The following is a 16,851-nucleotide window of genomic DNA, read 5'->3' on the forward strand; positions in this document are numbered from 1 at the left end:
CCATATACCTCCTCTCGAATCCGCCGCAGATCCAATGCGTTTTCCATGCGCATGCCGCACCCCGTCGTTCGCACCTTGCGCATCTGCGACGCACAACGCACGCGAAAACGACGCGCACCGGGCGCCCCTGGCGAGAAAAGGGCCGCACGCGGCTTTCCAGAGGATTCGTTGCACGAAGCAAGGTTCTATGCGAGAATGGGAATCTGCCGCACGGCGGCGTGAAACGGGCGATTGGCGCAGCGGGAGCGCAGGTCCCTTACAAGGACAAGGTCACTGGTTCAAATCCGGTATCGCCCACCATGAAATCGCAGGCCAGGTCGTTCCGCGACCTGGCCTGATTCGTTCCCGCAGCGACCGCGACGAAGCCTTGCGAGCGACGATGCGCCGCACGCCCTGTCGCGACAGCGTGGCCACAACGCCCTCGTCGCCACGCCCTGCATTCAACGGCCGAGGCCGTCGCACTGAAGCGCGGGGCCATCGTCCGAACCATCGTTTGCAGGCCCTCGCCTCGCTTCGCGAAAAAGAGCCCGAGCCCCTCCGCCCTCTCAGCGTCCGCGCGCCCTTGGGCCCTTCGGCGCCCAATCGCGCAGACCGGGAACGGCGCCGCCCGCCACCTCCCACAGGTACAGGCTGGCCACGGTCGCGTACGGAGTGTAGCGGCGGTAGTATTTCGCGAACAGCGCGGGCGTGATGCGCCGATGGTGGTACACCATGCGCAAGCCGCGCTGGATGGCCAGATCGCCCCAGCTTAGGATGTTGGGGCGCTGCATCGAGAACGTCATGAGCATCTCGGCCGTCCACACGCCGATGCCGGGCAGGCTCGACAGAGCGCGGCGCACCTCGTCGTCGGGCAGGTCGCGCAAGCCCTCCAAGTCCACCTCCCCCGACAGCACGCGCTCGGCCGCGCCCTTGATGTAGGCCGCTTTGCGAAACGAGATGCCGACCCGCTGCAGCTCCTCGTCAGAGCAAGCCGCCATCGCCTCGGGAGTCACCTCCCCGAACGCCTCGATCATGCGGTTCCAGATGGTCGCTTGCGCCTTCGTCGAAATCTGCTGCCCAACGATGCAGTTGACGAGAGCGGCGAAAAGATCGGGATGGACCTCGCGCCTCACATGCCCGACCGCCCGAATGACCTCGGCCATCCGAGGATCGCGTTCGCACAGATGGGACGTCTCCTCATCCCCGTACTCGAAATAGCGCGCCTCTTCCGCCATGGGCACCTCCCCGTCTTCGGCATTTCGTCCCCGCGCCCAGTATACGCGAAGGCCCGGCCGAGAAAAGGCCGGGCCTTCGAAGCGCCTCGGAACGGACAAGGGCGAAGACGGGCCATGCGGCCAGCGCCACGCCAACGAGCGCGCTGCCGCCCATGAGGCCCCGCGAGCCGTGCCGCCAACGAGCACGCGCCTTACCGCTCGCGCAGTTCGTGGCAGGTGCCGCATTCGTACACCCCGCGATGATGGCACTGGGCGCAGTATTTCCGGGCATCCTTGGGAAGATCCGTCGAATGGTTGTTATGGCAATCGGTGCACACCAGAGGGTTCGCATCGTGCTTTTCGTTGGAAGGACGAGCATGGGGGTTCACCGTGGTGCCGTTGTCGTCGGTGAGCGCCGTCGACTCCGCCGTTAACACCGCGACCTCCTCCAACGTGCCGTGGCACGACTCGCAGACGGCGGGATCCACCGTGGCCACGGTGGCCTTTTCCGCCGGCTCGTCGCCGAGCCTCACATCGGCGTGCGCGGTGGCAAGCACGTCCTTATCGACATGGCACTGAACGCACGCCACGCCTTCGGCTTTGTGGGCAACGCCCTGCGCGCAGGCGTCGTCAAGCTCGGAGGCGGCCTCCGACTTGTGGCATATCGCGCAATCAGACTCCATCGACCAGTTCGCAGGCTGCCCGTCCAAAGGCGAGGCTTCCGACGCTTCGCCCCCTGCGGGCGGAGCCGGAGCCTCCTTGGGCGCGCAGCCGACAAGCGACCACAGGACGGTCGCGAGCGCAAGGACGGCGCCGAAGACGGCGAGCGCGGCAAGGCGCCGATCGGCGGTGCGTGCTCGAAAGGTCATGCGCTTCTCCTATCTTCTCGTCTTGACAATCGACGGGCGAGCCGCCGGAAAGGGCCCGCCGCGGAAAGGCGGCGGGCCCCGGAAAGCCGGTCGCCCCGGAACCTGAGGGAGGGGAGGAAGGCACCGGGCAACCGCAAGCGAATGGGCGCACTACTTCCCGGCGTCCCACGCCTCGAGCCCGGCGGCATGGCGCGCCGCAATGCGGCCCCACACCTGGTTCTCGGCGTTGTTGCCGCCGGTGATACCGTAGCTGTGGCTTTGGAAGTTCCCGAAGCAGCCGGCCGCGTACAGGCGCGGGATGGGGTTGCGCTGCGTGTCGAGCACCTGGGCGTTCTCGTTCTTCATCGGGCCGCCCAAAGTCGAGCAGGAGCCGGGATAGATGGAGATGGCGTAGTACGGGCCGCCATCGAGCGCAACGAGCGTCTTCTCGGAGCGGTCGAAGCGCGCGTCCTTTCCCGCCTCGCAGAAGCCCTGGTACTCGTCGAACGTGGCGCGCAGCGTGTCCACGTCCATCCAGTGGTCGAACTCCTTGATCTTCTGGCCCAGATCTTCGAGCGTGTCGCCCTTGAGTATCCAGCCGCGCTCGAGCTCGGCCTTGTTGTCCTGGCTCCAGCCGTCCCAATCGCGCAGCTCGTCCGGCAGGTCGGAGGCGAAGTTCCCGCATTCGAAGGAGTCGCCCTGGCTCGTGGACAACTTGCCTGCGTCGAAGCAGCTTTGATCGAAGATGCACCACGACGGGATGCGATCGTAGTCGTCGATGGCGTCGTCGAAGTGCAGCAGCGTGTGCCAGCCGTTGTGCGGCGAACCCATGGAGTTCTCGTTCACATAGCGCTTTCCCAGACGGTTCACGTTGAAGTAGCTGAAACCGGGCATGGAGTACAGAATGGAGAAGTCGTATTCGGGATCGCGCGTCCACATGGAGTACATGGAGATGACCATATCCATGTGCCACAGCTTCGCCCCCACGTCCTCCACCATCTTGATGCCGTCACCCGTGTTGAAACGCCAGCCCTCGAACTTGAAGGGATAGCACTTGAGGTGCTCGTTCTTGAGCTCCTCGTTGAACTCGAAGCCGCCGCAGGTCATGATGACGCCCTTGCGCGCCTTGACCGTTTTCTCCTCAGAGCCGATCATCGTGTACGCGCCGACGATCTCCTTCGTCTCCGGATTCTGAATGAGGCGCTCGTCATGGCAGTCGAACAGCACCTGCACGCCCAGCTCCTCGCGCTTGGCGTCCAGCTCGTGAAACGACAGCATGCCGAAACCGTCGACGGAAGACAGCTTGCAGGACCCCTCGTAGGCGTTGTCGTCCAGGAAGTAGTACTCCGGAATGGCGCCGGCAAGCGCCACCTCCGACACTTCGTAGGTCATGCCGTACTTGTCGGCGTACTCGGTGTTGCGCGCGCACTCGTCAACCCACGCCTCGATCATGGCGTCCGGCGTCTTTCCGTGCGTGAAGGACTTGATGTAGCGTTTGAAGCGCTCCTTCTCGCCCTCTTCGACGATGGTCCATTCGCCGTTGTTGATGCGGCTGTTGCCGCCGCCCTCGACGGGGGCCTTCTCGAGCACGAGAACCTCCTGGCCGCACTCGTCGGCGCCGATGAGCGATGCCCACATGCCCGCGCCGCCGTAGCCGATGACCAAAAGGTCGCATTCGTAGTCCCAACTTGCGGGCATCCAATCGCCCGATGCGGCGCCCGCCCCGTCCGACGCGCAGCCGGCAAGCGCGCTCGCGCCCGCCATGGCCGCCGCGGCGATGCCCGCGCCTTTCAGGAACGAACGACGGGAGACCCCGCCTTCCCTGCTTGTGCCCATGATGCTCCTTCCTCCTCTCAACCCAATGGACGGACGGCCGCCCGCAAACGCCCGTCACTGCCGTTTGCGCAGAAACGTCTCCTCGAAGACGTCCGTCCGCTCGGCGCCAACCCTACCCGCCAAGCGGCCTCCGCGCATCTGACAGGCGGTCTGATTTTGGACGCGGCGTCTGACGTTCAATAGGATTTTCCAGATCGCAGGCGTATCGGATTATCCATCCGATACGCTCATCGTTGAAACTGCGTATGATGCTCCAAGCGGTCGCCTTGCGGAGGGGGATCGCTTTGCACGAACAGCGACCGCGACGCAAGCAACGGGGAGGGATGCTCATGACGCGCTGCGCCAAGACGGCCGACGCGCAGGACGGAGCCGCGACGCCCGCCGGTCCGGCCGAGCGCGACACGCTCACGCTCGATTACCTCATCGCCATCATCGGATTCGGACTGTGCCGCGCCTGGATCGTGTTCTGCCTCGGCATGCCGCCCGTGGCAGGGGCGCGATCATCGCTTTCGTGGATCTACCTTGCGTCGGGCGCTGCAAGCGCACTCGCAGCGTCCCTCGCCGCGCGCACGGAGCGGATCGGAGCCGTGAGATCGGTTTTGATTCGCTTGACACCCGCAACGCTTGTTGTAAGCGGCATCGTCATTGCGGCGGGCTTGTGGGCGGGAAACGCGCCGTCAATTGCATTCGGCCTGGTCGTAGGAGGAACGGGCGCGGGATTTCTACAAGTGCTGTGGGGCGAGCAGTTCGCACGGCGCCACACCTCCTTCGTCACGATGGCCTCGGCCGCAGCCGCCATCGTGACGGCGCTCGTCGCCGGCATGTCCAACGACCACACGAGCTTCATCGGGTTCGCGATCGTCCCTTTGCTCTCGTTTGGACTGCTTGCGCTCGACGAGCGTCGCGCGCGCCCTGCGCTTGCCGAGGACAATGCCGACCTCGGTGGCGGAAGCGACCCTCTCAACTCGGAGCGCAGGCGGGCAGACGCCGGGGAAAGCCCGCGCGGCAAGGCCGCAGGCGTCAGCGCGCCCGGATCGCACGAGGGCGAGCGGAACGGCCCGAGCGGCTTCGGCGTAGGCAAGCTCATGCTCTCCATCATGATGTTCTCGCTCCTGTGCCGCCTCTTCGACGCAACGCCCGTGCGCAACGACCCCTTCGCCTTCCTTGGCGGAAGCGCCATCTTCGCGCTCGTCGCGGCGGGCACGGCGTTCCTCGTCATCGTGGCAAGGTTCCGCGTCCGTTTCGACGCCGCCCTCACCTACCGGCTGTCGCTGCCCATCATGGTGGCGGGATTCGTGGCCATCGCGCTGTTCTTCGACACGCATGCAGCCTTGTCCATCCTGCTCATCAACGTGGGATACGAGCTGTTCGACATCCTCACCTGGGTGTTGTTCGCCGATGCGTCCCGCCGCCGCGACGAGAGCGCGCTGCGCGTCTTCGGCTTGGGCGTGACCTTCATGTTCGCGGGCATGGCCTTGGGCACGATAGCGGGAGACGCGCTCGACGCGATGGTGGCCAGCGGCGATGTGCAGATCACCGTCGTGGCCATGATGGCGACGCTCAGCCTGGTGGTGACCGCGTTCATCGTGCTCCCCGAGGGCGTGGTCTCGCAGCTGTCCGAAACGATGAGAACGAGCCGCAGGGGGCGAAGCGCCGACGAGAGCGAAGAGCAAGCCCCCCCCCCCGAACGCTGGCGGTGGCCGCCTCGAACAGCACTGCGCGGCTGTCGCACGCGATTTCGGGCTGACGCCGCGCGAAAGCGAGGTGATCGTGCTTTTGGCCTACGGACGCACGCTGTCCATCATCGCGCGCGACCTGCAAATCGCGAAGGGCACGGCGCGCACGCACATCGAAAACATCTACCGGAAGCTCGACGTGCACAAGCAGCAGGAGCTGATCGATCTGGTGGAAACGTACGAATAGGGGCTCGGGCGCCCGGCTAGCGCCGATGACCGGATCACTCCATGCCCATGGCAGCCTTTCGCGGTCATGATCGCCCCGACGGCGGCGTCACCGAAGGACGGCTCGCACAACCGTCGGCCGCCGCGCAAGCGCGGGCCCCTCCCCCGTATGAGCATTACGGCGCGGGGAGAGGCGGTGGTAGCGCCGAGACGAACGCCGAGCGGGAAGGACGCCCTGGCAAACCCGCGGTCACCCGCAGCGGCGAAACCGACCTCGACATGCGGTGCCCCCCCCCCGCCAGATCGAGGGGGACGTCTGCGCTTTCGCCGCCAGCGGGCAGAACGGCTGCCTGACCCCGCCCCATAACGCCCGACGACATCACCCTCCGAAGGGTGCGTCAGCAGATGCTCCTGCCGCGTCTCCCTTCGTCGCGGCGGCGCGCTCTGCGCGGGCCCGCTCGATCTCCTCGAGCGCCTCTTTCGCCGATCGCGGCCGCGGCGTCTCGAAGGACACGGCCCGTGCAAGCGCCTCCTCGTCGGCGCCCTCGATGCGAACGCTTTCGATCACATCCCCCACGCCAAGCGCGTCCAGCACGTCGAACCCTTCCACGACCTGCCCGAACACGGTGAACTTGTCATCGAGCTGGGGTTGCTCGGCCAAGGAGAAGTAGAACTGGCAGCTGCCGGAGTTCGGCGCGGATTTATGGGCCAGGCACAGGCTTCCCCGCAGATGCCGATTGCGCGGATTCGCCTTCCACTCGTCAACGATGACGTAGCGCGCGTCGCCGGTTCCCGGGCGGATGCCGCGAACGGCGCCGCGGGCGGCCGCCTCCACCTGGGCAGGCCCGAGGGCTCGCGTTGTCGGGCACCCTCCCACCACGACAGACCCCGGCTTGCAGGCGTGGAACTTGAGGCCGTCGTAGAATTCCCGTGCGGCCAGTTCGATGAAGTTGCCCGCGGTCGCCGGCGCGTCTTTCCCGGCCAGCCGCACGCGGATCGTCCCCCGCGACGTCCGGATGACGGCGACTTCGTGTCCGTTCGGCACGTAGCGCGGCGTGTACAACGGCAAAACGATTCGACCCATCGCTCCTCCTCGGTTCGCTTCGGCCATCCATCATAGCGGGCTTGGCTGCAAGCGCATCCGATCGAGCGTCGTATTTTCGCGTCACTCGGGCGAAACGGGCCGCGCGAGGCGTCCGATCAGGCCTCGCGCAGGTGCGCGCAATGATCGCGCGCACCTGCGCTCGAAGGTCCCCACGGCCCGGCGGCCCTTAGTCGAGAAGCGCTTCCCCGAGAACCGAGTCGTAGCGCACCGAGGTGCCGTCGGCGTAGGCCACATTCCAGATGCGGTAATCAAGGCTCTCGGGAACGTCCTCGTCCACGAGCGCGCACGCTTCGGCGTTCGGATCGGCGACAACGAAAGAGGGGCGAGCATCTTTCGAAGCGGCCGACTCCCATCCCGCGCGCCGCACTCCGGCGTCGCGACCCTCGCGAGCGATGTCGACGGGATCAGCGCCACGCCGCAGCGCTTCCTCGGCTTCGGCAAGCGCCGCATCGATCTCCGAACGCGTAGGCTCGTCGCCTTCGACCTCGTCGACATTCCAGGCGCTTGGGCCGTCCGATGCGATCGACGAGCCTTCGTCCACGACCCCGCTGCCCGCGCCCGTCACACCCTCGACAGCGTCCTCAGCATCGCGCACCGGCGACGACCCCCGCTCCTCTCGCCCGGAATAGCGCGGAAATCCAGGCGAATCGGACGCGGGCGACACGGAATCCCGTTCGGCATTCGCACGCTGAGCCGCGATGCTCGCGCACGCGGGGATGCGGATGGCCGCGACGGCGTCCGCGCCGAACGCGCCCGCAGCCAGAAGGACGCGGGCGCGGGCGACGAACCCCGCCGCCTCTTCGGGAATGACCGAACCCTTCATGCGAACGGCGATGACCGGCCCTGTCCCGAACTTCACCTCTGCCCACGTGAACGGCACCGGCCGAGTGCCGTTGGCGCGCCGCGCGTCGTTCTCTCGCGCCACGAGCGCGCTCGTCTCGGCGAACTCCTCGTCAAGCCAGGACGCAAGCGCATCACGCCACAGAGCGTCGTCCTCGGCCGTCACCGCGTCGTCCCCCACATCGAACCGCAGAACGTTCGCCCGCTGCGAGCCTTTAGCCGCCTGCACCACTTCGGTAGGGGCTACGGCTCCGAAGCGGCGCGCCAGCTGGCCGCCTCCTTCGCGATAGCTCTCCTCGTCGAGGACGATGTTCAAGCGTACGGAGGGATGGATGGAGGCGGACATGGTGATTCCTTTCAACGCGGCCGAACGCCGAGCTCGCCCGAACGGGTCGCGACGCCTCGGCGGAATGTTCCGTTCCGCGCCATTGTCGGCCCTCGCCGCCGCGCCTCCCTTCGCCTCGCGCGCTCGTTGCGCAACCGTTGAGACGCCGCAGCGAGGCAGACAGGAGAGGGCGCGGCGAACGAGCGCCTCCTTTGCACCTGCCAAGGAAAGATCACTTCCCGGCCAGCTTCTTTCCCACCATGCGCCCGAACGTCGCGCAACGGCCGGCATTGATGCCAGCTGCGAGGTTCGGATACGTGCCGGCATAGAAGTTTCCCTGGTCGTTGCCCACAACGTACACGCCCTCAATGGGCACGCCGTCCTCGCCAAAGGGCTGCAGCTCGTCGTTCACCCGGATGCCGTCGAGGGTGCACAGCGTGAGCCCGCACGATTTCACGCTCGCGTAGAAAGGCGGCGTGCGCAGCTCGCTCAGACGAAACGCCTCCTTCCCGAAATCGGGATCCTCCCGCGCGTCGAAGTTCTCGTTCTGCCGTTCACAGGTAGCGAGAAACGCTCTTTTCGCGTCGGCGTCGAAGCCCAGCTTGTCCGCCAGCTCTTCCAAAGTGTCGGCTTTCACGAGGTAGCCGGCCTCGACGAACTGCTCCATCTCCGGTGCGATCCACTCGTCCAGCTGACCAGGAAAGGCATCATGGTCGGATCCGCCCTCGGGCTGCATGTAGATGGTGGAGCAGCCCACGGTGTGGAAGCGCGGAACGTCGCTTTTCCAGTTGCCATCCCACACCTGATGCCAGTAGCGCTCGCTTGCAGGACGTTGTGCTATCGCGTTCATCACGAAATCGTAGGGCGCGCTCTCGTTATGGAAGCGTTCGCCATGCGCGTCCACGCGCAGGAAGGGCTGCGAGGCGAAGAAATGGTAACCGTAGTCGTCGCTTCCCACCTCGTAGGGGTGTCCGTGTTCCTGCTCGGCGGTGAGCAGGCAGCGGTTGAACGTGAGCGAGGTGGGCACCTCGTCCATCTGCGCGCCCAGCCACATGAGCGCCCTGATGCCGTCGCCCGTGCAAGTGGGGAACGCGTCGAACGTGCCCAGGCAGCTGTAGCGCACCGGCTGCAGCACGGAGTACATGCCCTGGTTGTACGCATAGCCGCCCGTGGCGACCACCACGCCTTTGGAGGCGTTGATGCGGATCATGCCCTCCTTGGCCTCAGCGTAGGCCCCCATCACGCGACCATCCTCCATGATCAGCTTCTTCATGGGGCAGTTGAAGCGCACCTCGCAGCCGTCGAACGACGCGATGTACCTGTCGATCACCTTCGCCACATCCTGCTCGCGGCTGGGGTACTCGCCGTTCGTGCCGTGGCCGGTCGGCCAATCCTTGTAGAACGTCCCCTCGGGCATGTTCCACTCCAACTGCACCTCAATGCCGTTCTCGGCCATAAGGTCCGTGTACCAGTCCAGCGCTTCGCCAGAGTTCAACGCCCAAGCACGCACCAAACGAGCGTTGATCTGGCCGAGCGCGTAGCGATCCATGTCGTTGACGATCTCCGCGGGCTCGATGGCCGCCCTCTCGCCCTGCTCCTTTTGCAGGCGGGAGTTCACCGCACCAAGAGCCGAGGAGCGCACCGAGTTGCCAGCGGCGGATTTCTCGATGAGCAGCGTTTTCGCACCGCTTTCAGCTGCCGACGCTGCCGCGAAGTAGCCCGAGGTTCCCGCGCCCACGACCAGCACCTCGCACTCCACCGTCTCAACGCAATCGTCATCGCTGATCTGCGGGGCCTCGCCCAGCCAGCCGGCCGTCCGCGACGCGCCGCCGTCCGCCGCGCCGATGGCCGCATCGGCTTCGGATGCGGCGTCCTTGGTCTGGGGCGCGCATCCCGCAAGCGCCCCCGCGGCCGCGAGCGCGCCCACCGCCGCCGTTCCCGTCAGAAACGAACGCCTACTGAGGTTCGCGGTTTTCTCTTTCGTCATGAGCTCCCTCTTTCGTCGATGGCCTCCTCTGTGTCCTAGGCGCTCCCGAGTATGCCCGCCTCCGACGGGGAGAACATCGCCTGAAAGCGGGGCGCGCGTTTTTTCACCTACAATAGGTGAGGGCAGAACGGATGCGGGATACCTATCATGAAAGGCGGAATCGTTCTTGGGGGAAGGCGGCCTGCAAGCCGTCGGAGGAGGCTCGATGGGATCGCCGAAAACCACGATGGGAACGCGCTTGCAAACGGCGCTCACCTCGCTTGACGACACGCTGAAAGCACGCTTCTTGGGCATCGGGTTCGTCTGGGCGTGGATTTACTGCTCGTTCGAGACCTCGGCGCTCTATCCCGAGCGCCAGGGCATTGGCATCAACGCCGACCCTTCGTGGCTCGCTTCGGCCGCGGCGGTCACGGCCGCGCTTCTCATCACAGGCGTCGCGTGGCGAAACCGCAATCTCGCGCGCATGCGCTGGGCACACCTCGCCGCACCCGCATTCGTCGCGATCGGCACCGTGCTCTCGGCGATCGCAACCCTCGCCGAGCCTCCGCTTGCCGCCCTGCAATGCGCGAGCGGCATGCTGAGCGGGATCGGGTCGGGCTGGCTGTGCATCCTGTGGACGGGCGCGCTCTCGCGGCTCGACATCGAGCAGATCGAGGTGATCGTGCCCGCCGCCTCGTTCGTCACGCTGCTGTGCACGCTCGCATTCCCCCACATCGAAGGAATCCCGGGCGTGATCGCCGTCGCGTCGCTCCCCGTCGCCTCAGGAGCCCTCCTCTTGCTGTCGTTTCGGCAGACAGAACGGAGAAAGCGCACGCCGTCGGCGGCGGAACGGGCAGCGGGAGGCATCGATTTCGGCTGCCTGACCGTCGTCGTGCGCGCCTCGGCAGTGCTGTGCGCGGCATACTTCGCCATCGGCTGCCTCGGCGCTATGGGGAACGCGGAAGATCCACTGCAAGCACAGTGGGGCTTCGACGTGCCCACCTTCATCGGATCCGCGTCGGGCATAGCGATGGCGCTTTGCTTCATCCTGTTCACGGTGCGCATCGATTTCGCCTCTCTGTTTCGCTGGCTTACGCCCCTCATGGTGTTGGCGCTCGCGCTCTTTTCGTGGAGGGAAGCAGCGCCCAGCTTCGTGTCCAACGCCATCGTATCGGTCGCCGACACGTCAATGCAGGTCATCACCTACTTGTACGTGATCAGCCTCGCAAAGCGCCGACGCCTGCCCGTTTCGCTCGGCGTCGGCATCACGCAAGGGGCGGTTCAATTGGGAGTGCTGGCGGGCAACCTCTCAGGCGACGGGGCGAGCGAATTGGTGGCGACGGACGGCCTCAGCGTGTTTTCGTTGGCCCTCGCACTCATCTGCCTGCTCTCGTTCGCCATGCTGCTCGTCCCCCAACGAAACCTGCGCCCTTTAAGCGCGGCCAAAACGGCGTCAACGCGCCCTGAAACGTCGCGCATCGATCTTTTATGCAGTCAGCTGTCGCAAGAGAATGGGCTTTCGGCTCGCGAGACCGAGATCCTCGGCTACCTGGCGAGGGGCCGTTCGCAACCCTACATCCGCGAGGAGCTCATGCTGTCGAAAAACACGGTGGCCACGCACGTGAAGCACCTTTACCAAAAGCTCAACGTCCACTCTCGCCAAGAGCTGCTCGACTTGTTCGAAGAGCGGTGAGCGGCCCGCACAGTCTCCGCGCGGGCCGCTCACCGCCTCTGCAACGCGCCTGTCGCGGAGGCCGGAAAGGGCAACGAAACGGCTCATGCCCCGAGAATCTCCTTGGCCACATGCACGCCCGAGCCCAAGGCAAGGCCCACCGACGCGCCCGGGTTCGTATAATACGGCGCGCAGTAAGCGCTACCTTGGTCGACGCCGGCCACATACAGACCGGGAATGGGATTGTTGTCTGCGTCCATTGCGCGCAGATGGCTGTCCACCTTCGCGCCGCCGTTCGTGCCCCACGCGCTCGGCACGTACTCGAACGCGTAGAACGGCGCGATCTTCACCGGCTTGAGAAAAGCCGCGTCCTTGCCGAAGTCGCTGTCGACACCCGCTGCGCAGAAACCGTTGTAGCGCTCTACCGTGGCCTCGAGCCCGTCGAGCGAGAACGCCTCCGCCAGCCCGGCCACCGTATCGGCCTTGCACGCCCACCCTTCGTCGATGGCTTGCTGCAAATGCGCTTCAGCGTTCTCGGGCGTCGTCTTGTAATAGTCGGCCTCAGGTCCCGACACCCAGCTCTCGGGCTCGCCGAGGTACGCGAAGATGCCGTCGCCCTTCACGGCCTCGTAGTAGTCGGAATCCATGATCACGTACGCTTTGCCCGCACGCACGAGCGCTTCGCCGCCGATGGCCAGCGGGAACTGCGCGATGCGCCCCTCGTCGATGAAGCGCTCGCCCGCTGTGTCGGTATACAAGCCGCCGAACAACCAGTAGCCGTAGTGCTCGTTCACGTTGTGCCAATCCTCCGTGAACGGGCTGCCCTGCGTGGCCGCCGCCACGGCGCCGCACTCGTTTCCCAAGATGGCGAAGTTGCGGTCGAGCGCGCCGCCCGCGTCGAGCACCATATTGATGCCCGTGCCGTCGGACAGCGAGTTGCCCAGCGAGAACACCGGCGTGTTGAACACCTGCATCTGCATGTCCTCGCCACCGAGGAAGCCGCCCGTGCATACGATGACGTTCGGAGCAAGCACGTCCACGCCCTTGTCGGTTTGCAGCCCGCACACCACGCCGTCCTCCATGATGACCTTTTCGCCTCCGGTGCTGTACAAAAACTCGCCTCCAGCCGCTTCGATGGCCTCGACGAGCGGCGCCACGCGCTCCTCGCCCTCGCTCTCCAGGTAATGGCGCGCGCGGAAACCGTTGCCGTACACGTCGGGCCATAACGACATGGGCATGCCGAGATCGATCATCGAGTTGAGGGCATCACTCGTTCCTGCCAAGCAGGAACGCAGCAGCGCGCCGTTCACGCTCGCACGCGAGAAATCGTACATGTAGCCAAACAGCGTATCGAGGGTGACGGTCACGCCCTCCTGCTCCTGAAGCTTCGTCTCGCACGCGGCAGGACCGCCGCACATGCTGAAGTTCGACATGGCCGCCGACGGGGCCTTCTCCACGACGACCACGCTCCTGCCAGCCTCGCTCAGCTTGAGTGCGGCCATGAGACCCGCAGCGCCGGCACCGACCACCACGACGTCGCATTCCTTCTTCTGTGAGCCTTCCTTGCGCGGAATGCCATTTGATGCTTGCCGCCCGGCGGTTTCGGCCGCATCGGCCGACGTCGCAGGCGCATCGGCCTGTTGGGGCGCGCATCCCGCAAGCCCCGCCCCCGCCGCGAGCGCTCCCATGGCGCTCAATCCCAGAAACGAACGGCGATCCATCGATGTGCCCATGCTGCTCTCCTCCTTGATGAACTTCCTTGAAACGACGACTGCATTGTAGGCTCGGGTCCGTCGCAGGCGCATCGCCGCAAAGGGAGGCGATAGGCTTCCTTCTGGGGAAACGGCGGTAAAATCACCGCAACGAGGTGATGGACGCACCCTGGAATTCCGATATCTTCGTTCACACGCGGAGAGGAGCATGGTGGTCAGAACGGCATCGAAGCTTCGCGGCATAGACCGCATTGCAGCGCTCATGGAGCCCTCGTTCCCTATGCGCATGCTTGGATTCGGGCTGATCTACGCATGGAGCACATGCCTGTGGGACATTCCCCTGTTCTCATCGTTCAACGACGGCCAGCCGCTGCAAACGGACACGGTCTGGGCGCTTTCGGCAGCCATCACTCCCCTGGCCTGCGTCGCTGCAAGCCTGGTCGGCCGGACGCGCGAGCTTTCGACGTTCCCTTCGCTGTACGTGGCAGGACCCGTGCTGACCGCAGTAGGCACCGTATTCGCCGTGGCGCACCCGTTCCTAACCGGCTTAGCGCAGGATGCAGCCTACCTCCTCGCAGGCATGGGAACGGGCATCGGCCCGGTCATCCTCATCATCTTGTGGACGTGCCTCTTCGCGCGCACGGAGACGGGCGTCGTCGAGACCGTTGTGCCCGCCTCGTTCGCCGCCACGCTGGCATGCGCGCTCGTGGTGCCCGCCTTCCGCGGCGTTGCCGCAGCGGCTATCGTGGCCGTGCTGCCGCTCGCATCCGGCGCGCTGTTGCTTTTGTCGAAGCGCGCACTCGACCTGGGCGTCATACCGCCCGCGAACGCCGAGGAGACTCGGGAGGCGGGCACCGTGCGCCGCCTGAACATCGTGCGCATGTTCCTAGTGATCTTCGCTGTGTACGGCATGGGATGCATGTTGCCTGCCATATCGCTCGCCGGCAATTCGGCGCGCACGGAAACTGCGGCGACGATCCTCGGCATGCTGTTCGCCTTGGCCATCGCCGCCGGCATCGTGCTCTTCTCACGCCGCATCAACCTCGAGGCCCTGTTCCGTTGGATATCGGCTCCCTTCGTGTTCGCCGTCATAGCCACCGCATTCGGCACGCTTCTGGCCGCAGTGGCCTCGCGCGTGCTGATGAACGCGGTGTTCACCGGCATCGAGATCATCATGGTGCTCTATTTCGTGCGCCTCTCCCAGAGGACCGGACGCACGTCCACCTGGTACGTGGGCATCGGCGAATGCGCCGCGTACGGGGGCGTGTTCGCTGGCTACATGGCTCAACCGGCCGTAAGCGGGCTCATCGGCGGCAGCCCGGCGAACGCCGCCCTCGTCTGCCTCGCGCTCGTGGGAGCCTTCACCGTGGTGTCGCTGCTCGTGCCAAGACGCGACGTGGTGTGGATGGACGCGGCCGAGGCGATGGCGAAAACGGCGGAGGGCTGCGCTGCTGCGAACCGGATCCAAGCCCGAGACGACGCCGACGCGGACGACGTGATCGCCGAGCGCCGCCTCGCCGTCGCGCGACGCTTCGGCCTTTCGAACCGAGAGACGGAGGTGTTCCTCATGCTGGCCCAAGGTCGCAGCCGCCCCTATATCCGCGACGCGCTCGTGCTATCGAAGAACACCGTGGCCACGCACATCCGCCACATTTACGAGAAGATGGGCATCCACTCGCAGCAAGAGCTGATCGACCTGGCGCAGGATTCGGAGCGGAGCGTGTCGAGCTGATCAAGGCACGCCATCCTCCTGACCTTGGGTTACTCTCAAACTTGAAATGAAAGGGAGCCCCCTGCGGGGGCGGCTCGTCGTTTGCAAGGGGTTGGGGGAACGAACCGCGCCCGCAGGGGGCTCCGAATGTCCCAAATGGGGACTGTCCCCATTTGGGACACCCATTTGGGACACTCCGACGCTAGTAGAACATGAAGACCGAGAGGCCCAGGTTGTAGAAGACGATCCGGAGGCAGACCGCGCCGACGAGGGCGGCCGCGACGGCGATTGCGCCCCAGAGCTTCCAGTTGGACGTGCGCTTGCCCATGAAGGCGGCGGCCAGCGGCACGAGGGCGCCGACGGCCACGGCCCCGCCCCAGAGGAGCGGCGCCTGGGCCGAGGCGGCGGCCCCGGCGTCGGCCATCGCCTTGGTCGGGTGCGTGGGGTCGAAGTAGAAGCCGACCTCGGCGAAGGAGCCGCCGCTCGCCTGGAGGAAGGCGGCGAAGGCGATGGCGGTGACGGCGGCCAGAGCCGAGCCGACGAGGGCCGGGAGCGCCACCGGCTTGACGTCGTCGCCCTTGAGCGACATGACGACGGCCATGGTGGCCGAGCCCAGGACGCAGGCGTTGCCGAGGACGTACAGGATCCAGAGCACGCTGTCCCAAGCCGGACGCGCGGCCATGGTGTAGCTGTGCGCCATGACGGCCACGAGCACGACGCACACCGCGATGGACACGCCCGCGAGCCACTTCGGCACGCTGGCTCCGTCGGGGGACTTCCGCATCATCACCAGGTAGACGACCGCCACGACGGCCAGCACCACGATGGCGATGAGCTCCTGCGTGATCCCGGAGGTCAGATGCCCGAAGCCGTTGAAGATCCTCTCCCAGTGCTCAAGATGGAAGAACACCGCGATCCCGCCGACGGCCAGCAGCACGGCCGACGCCACCCAGGCAGCCATCTGCGACTTCTTCCCCGCTCCGACCAGCGCCATCAAGCTCTGGCTCGCAAAGAGCCCCGCGCTCCACGCCACGAGCGTGGTGAACGCGATCAAAGGCCACTGCAGCTCCATGCTACTCCCCTCCCTTCCACTCGCGGTTGCGCAGGATGAACGAGAACTCAGGCCCGTTGCCCACGTCGGGCAGGCGGTGCAGGTCGGTGGCCTCGTCGAAGTCCTGCGCCAGCTCGCCGAGCGTCACGCGGTTACCCGTGTACAGGTTGTCGTAGGAGCGGTCCACGTCGTATCCCACGGCGGGCGCCTCGAACGACTCGATGCCCTTCTCCTTATCGCCGAAGAAGCGCGCGCGGCCGCCGCACTGGATGACGCATTGCGGAAGACCGCCCTGCCCCACGATCTGCTCGCAGAGCGTGCACTTCTCGACGACCCGCTCCTCCTCGTTCAGATACCGCACGTTGTAGGGGCAGGCCATCGCGCAGAACTGGCAGCCTATGCACTTCGACTTGTCGATCTGCACGGTTCCGTCCTCCAGCTTGTGCGAGGCGCCTGTCGGGCACACCTTCACGCACTCGGGGTCGGCGCAATGCTGGCAACCCACGGGAAGGTAGTACATCTCGACGTCGCGCGACGAGGTAGCGCCTTCCTTCAGGGAAGGCCCGATGCGCAGCACCTTGTTCCAGTAGCTGCCGATGGGCACGTTGTTCACAGCCTTGCACGCCACCATGCAGGCCAGGCAGCCGACGCACCGGTTGAGGTCGGTGATGATCGCATATTGCGTCATGTC

Annotated in this window: 12 protein-coding genes and 1 tRNA gene; 4 read left to right on the forward strand and 9 right to left on the reverse strand. The window is 65.8% G+C overall.

What is annotated here, in order from left to right; all coding sequences use genetic code 11:
* The first annotated feature begins 225 nt into the window (after nucleotides 1-225).
* Nucleotides 226-300: transfer RNA gene (locus B5F40_RS02040), tRNA-Val, on the forward strand.
* A gap of 245 nt (nucleotides 301-545) precedes the next feature.
* On the opposite strand, the gene B5F40_RS02045 is transcribed toward B5F40_RS02040, so the two are convergent.
* From B5F40_RS02045 to B5F40_RS02055, 3 genes are all read right to left on the reverse strand, one after another.
* Nucleotides 546-1,214 carry a DNA-3-methyladenine glycosylase family protein gene (locus B5F40_RS02045; RefSeq protein ID WP_087192710.1) on the reverse strand — a complete coding sequence of 223 codons (669 nt, stop codon included), beginning with the start codon at nucleotides 1,212-1,214 and terminating at the stop codon, nucleotides 546-548.
* Nucleotides 1,215-1,405: 191 nt separating this feature from the next.
* Nucleotides 1,406-2,062, reverse strand: coding sequence for a cytochrome c3 family protein (locus B5F40_RS02050; protein WP_087192711.1), 657 nt, complete (start codon nucleotides 2,060-2,062; stop codon nucleotides 1,406-1,408).
* A gap of 150 nt (nucleotides 2,063-2,212) precedes the next feature.
* Entirely contained in the window at nucleotides 2,213-3,877 is a 1,665-nt protein-coding gene (locus B5F40_RS02055; protein ID WP_087192712.1) for an FAD-dependent oxidoreductase, read from the reverse strand.
* A 329-nt stretch (nucleotides 3,878-4,206) separates the two neighbouring features.
* On the opposite strand from B5F40_RS02055, the gene B5F40_RS16910 reads away from it, so the two are divergent.
* Nucleotides 4,207-5,820 (forward strand): DNA-binding response regulator, encoded by a 1,614-nt coding sequence (locus B5F40_RS16910; RefSeq protein ID WP_446718587.1) that lies wholly within the window; start codon nucleotides 4,207-4,209, stop codon nucleotides 5,818-5,820.
* 337 nt (nucleotides 5,821-6,157) lie between these two features.
* On the opposite strand, the gene B5F40_RS02065 is transcribed toward B5F40_RS16910, so the two are convergent.
* The 3 genes from B5F40_RS02065 to B5F40_RS02075 form a co-directional block, all read right to left on the reverse strand.
* Nucleotides 6,158-6,862 carry a peptidylprolyl isomerase gene (locus tag B5F40_RS02065; protein ID WP_087192713.1) on the reverse strand — a complete coding sequence of 235 codons (705 nt, stop codon included), beginning with the start codon at nucleotides 6,860-6,862 and terminating at the stop codon, nucleotides 6,158-6,160.
* Nucleotides 6,863-7,049: 187 nt separating this feature from the next.
* Complete coding sequence (locus B5F40_RS02070) at nucleotides 7,050-8,069, reverse strand: hypothetical protein (RefSeq protein WP_087192714.1); 1,020 nt, start codon at nucleotides 8,067-8,069, stop codon at nucleotides 7,050-7,052.
* Nucleotides 8,070-8,280: 211 nt separating this feature from the next.
* The gene (locus B5F40_RS02075; RefSeq protein ID WP_087192715.1) at nucleotides 8,281-10,035 is read right to left on the reverse strand and encodes an FAD-dependent oxidoreductase; all 1,755 of its coding nucleotides are present in this window, start codon (nucleotides 10,033-10,035) and stop codon (nucleotides 8,281-8,283) included.
* Between the two features lie 205 nt (nucleotides 10,036-10,240).
* Here B5F40_RS02075 and B5F40_RS02080 point away from each other — a divergent pair, with 205 nt between their 5' ends.
* Nucleotides 10,241-11,707 (forward strand): helix-turn-helix transcriptional regulator, encoded by a 1,467-nt coding sequence (locus tag B5F40_RS02080; RefSeq protein WP_087192716.1) that lies wholly within the window; start codon nucleotides 10,241-10,243, stop codon nucleotides 11,705-11,707.
* 83 nt (nucleotides 11,708-11,790) lie between these two features.
* Here the strand turns inward: B5F40_RS02080 and B5F40_RS02085 are convergent, their stop codons facing one another.
* Nucleotides 11,791-13,419, reverse strand: coding sequence for an FAD-dependent oxidoreductase (locus tag B5F40_RS02085; protein WP_087192744.1), 1,629 nt, complete (start codon nucleotides 13,417-13,419; stop codon nucleotides 11,791-11,793).
* Between the two features lie 187 nt (nucleotides 13,420-13,606).
* On the opposite strand from B5F40_RS02085, the gene B5F40_RS02090 reads away from it, so the two are divergent.
* Nucleotides 13,607-15,130 carry a response regulator transcription factor gene (locus B5F40_RS02090; RefSeq protein ID WP_087192717.1) on the forward strand — a complete coding sequence of 508 codons (1,524 nt, stop codon included), beginning with the start codon at nucleotides 13,607-13,609 and terminating at the stop codon, nucleotides 15,128-15,130.
* A gap of 181 nt (nucleotides 15,131-15,311) precedes the next feature.
* On the opposite strand, the gene B5F40_RS02095 is transcribed toward B5F40_RS02090, so the two are convergent.
* Nucleotides 15,312-16,181, reverse strand: coding sequence for a dimethyl sulfoxide reductase anchor subunit family protein (locus tag B5F40_RS02095; RefSeq protein WP_087192718.1), 870 nt, complete (start codon nucleotides 16,179-16,181; stop codon nucleotides 15,312-15,314).
* A gap of 1 nt (nucleotide 16,182) precedes the next feature.
* Nucleotides 16,183-16,848, reverse strand: a complete 666-nt coding sequence (locus B5F40_RS02100; RefSeq protein WP_087192719.1) for a 4Fe-4S dicluster domain-containing protein — start codon at nucleotides 16,846-16,848, stop codon at nucleotides 16,183-16,185.
* Nucleotides 16,849-16,851: the final 3 nt, after the last annotated feature.

Source organism: Gordonibacter sp. An230 (genome assembly GCF_002159915.1).
GTDB lineage: Bacteria > Actinomycetota > Coriobacteriia > Coriobacteriales > Eggerthellaceae > Rubneribacter.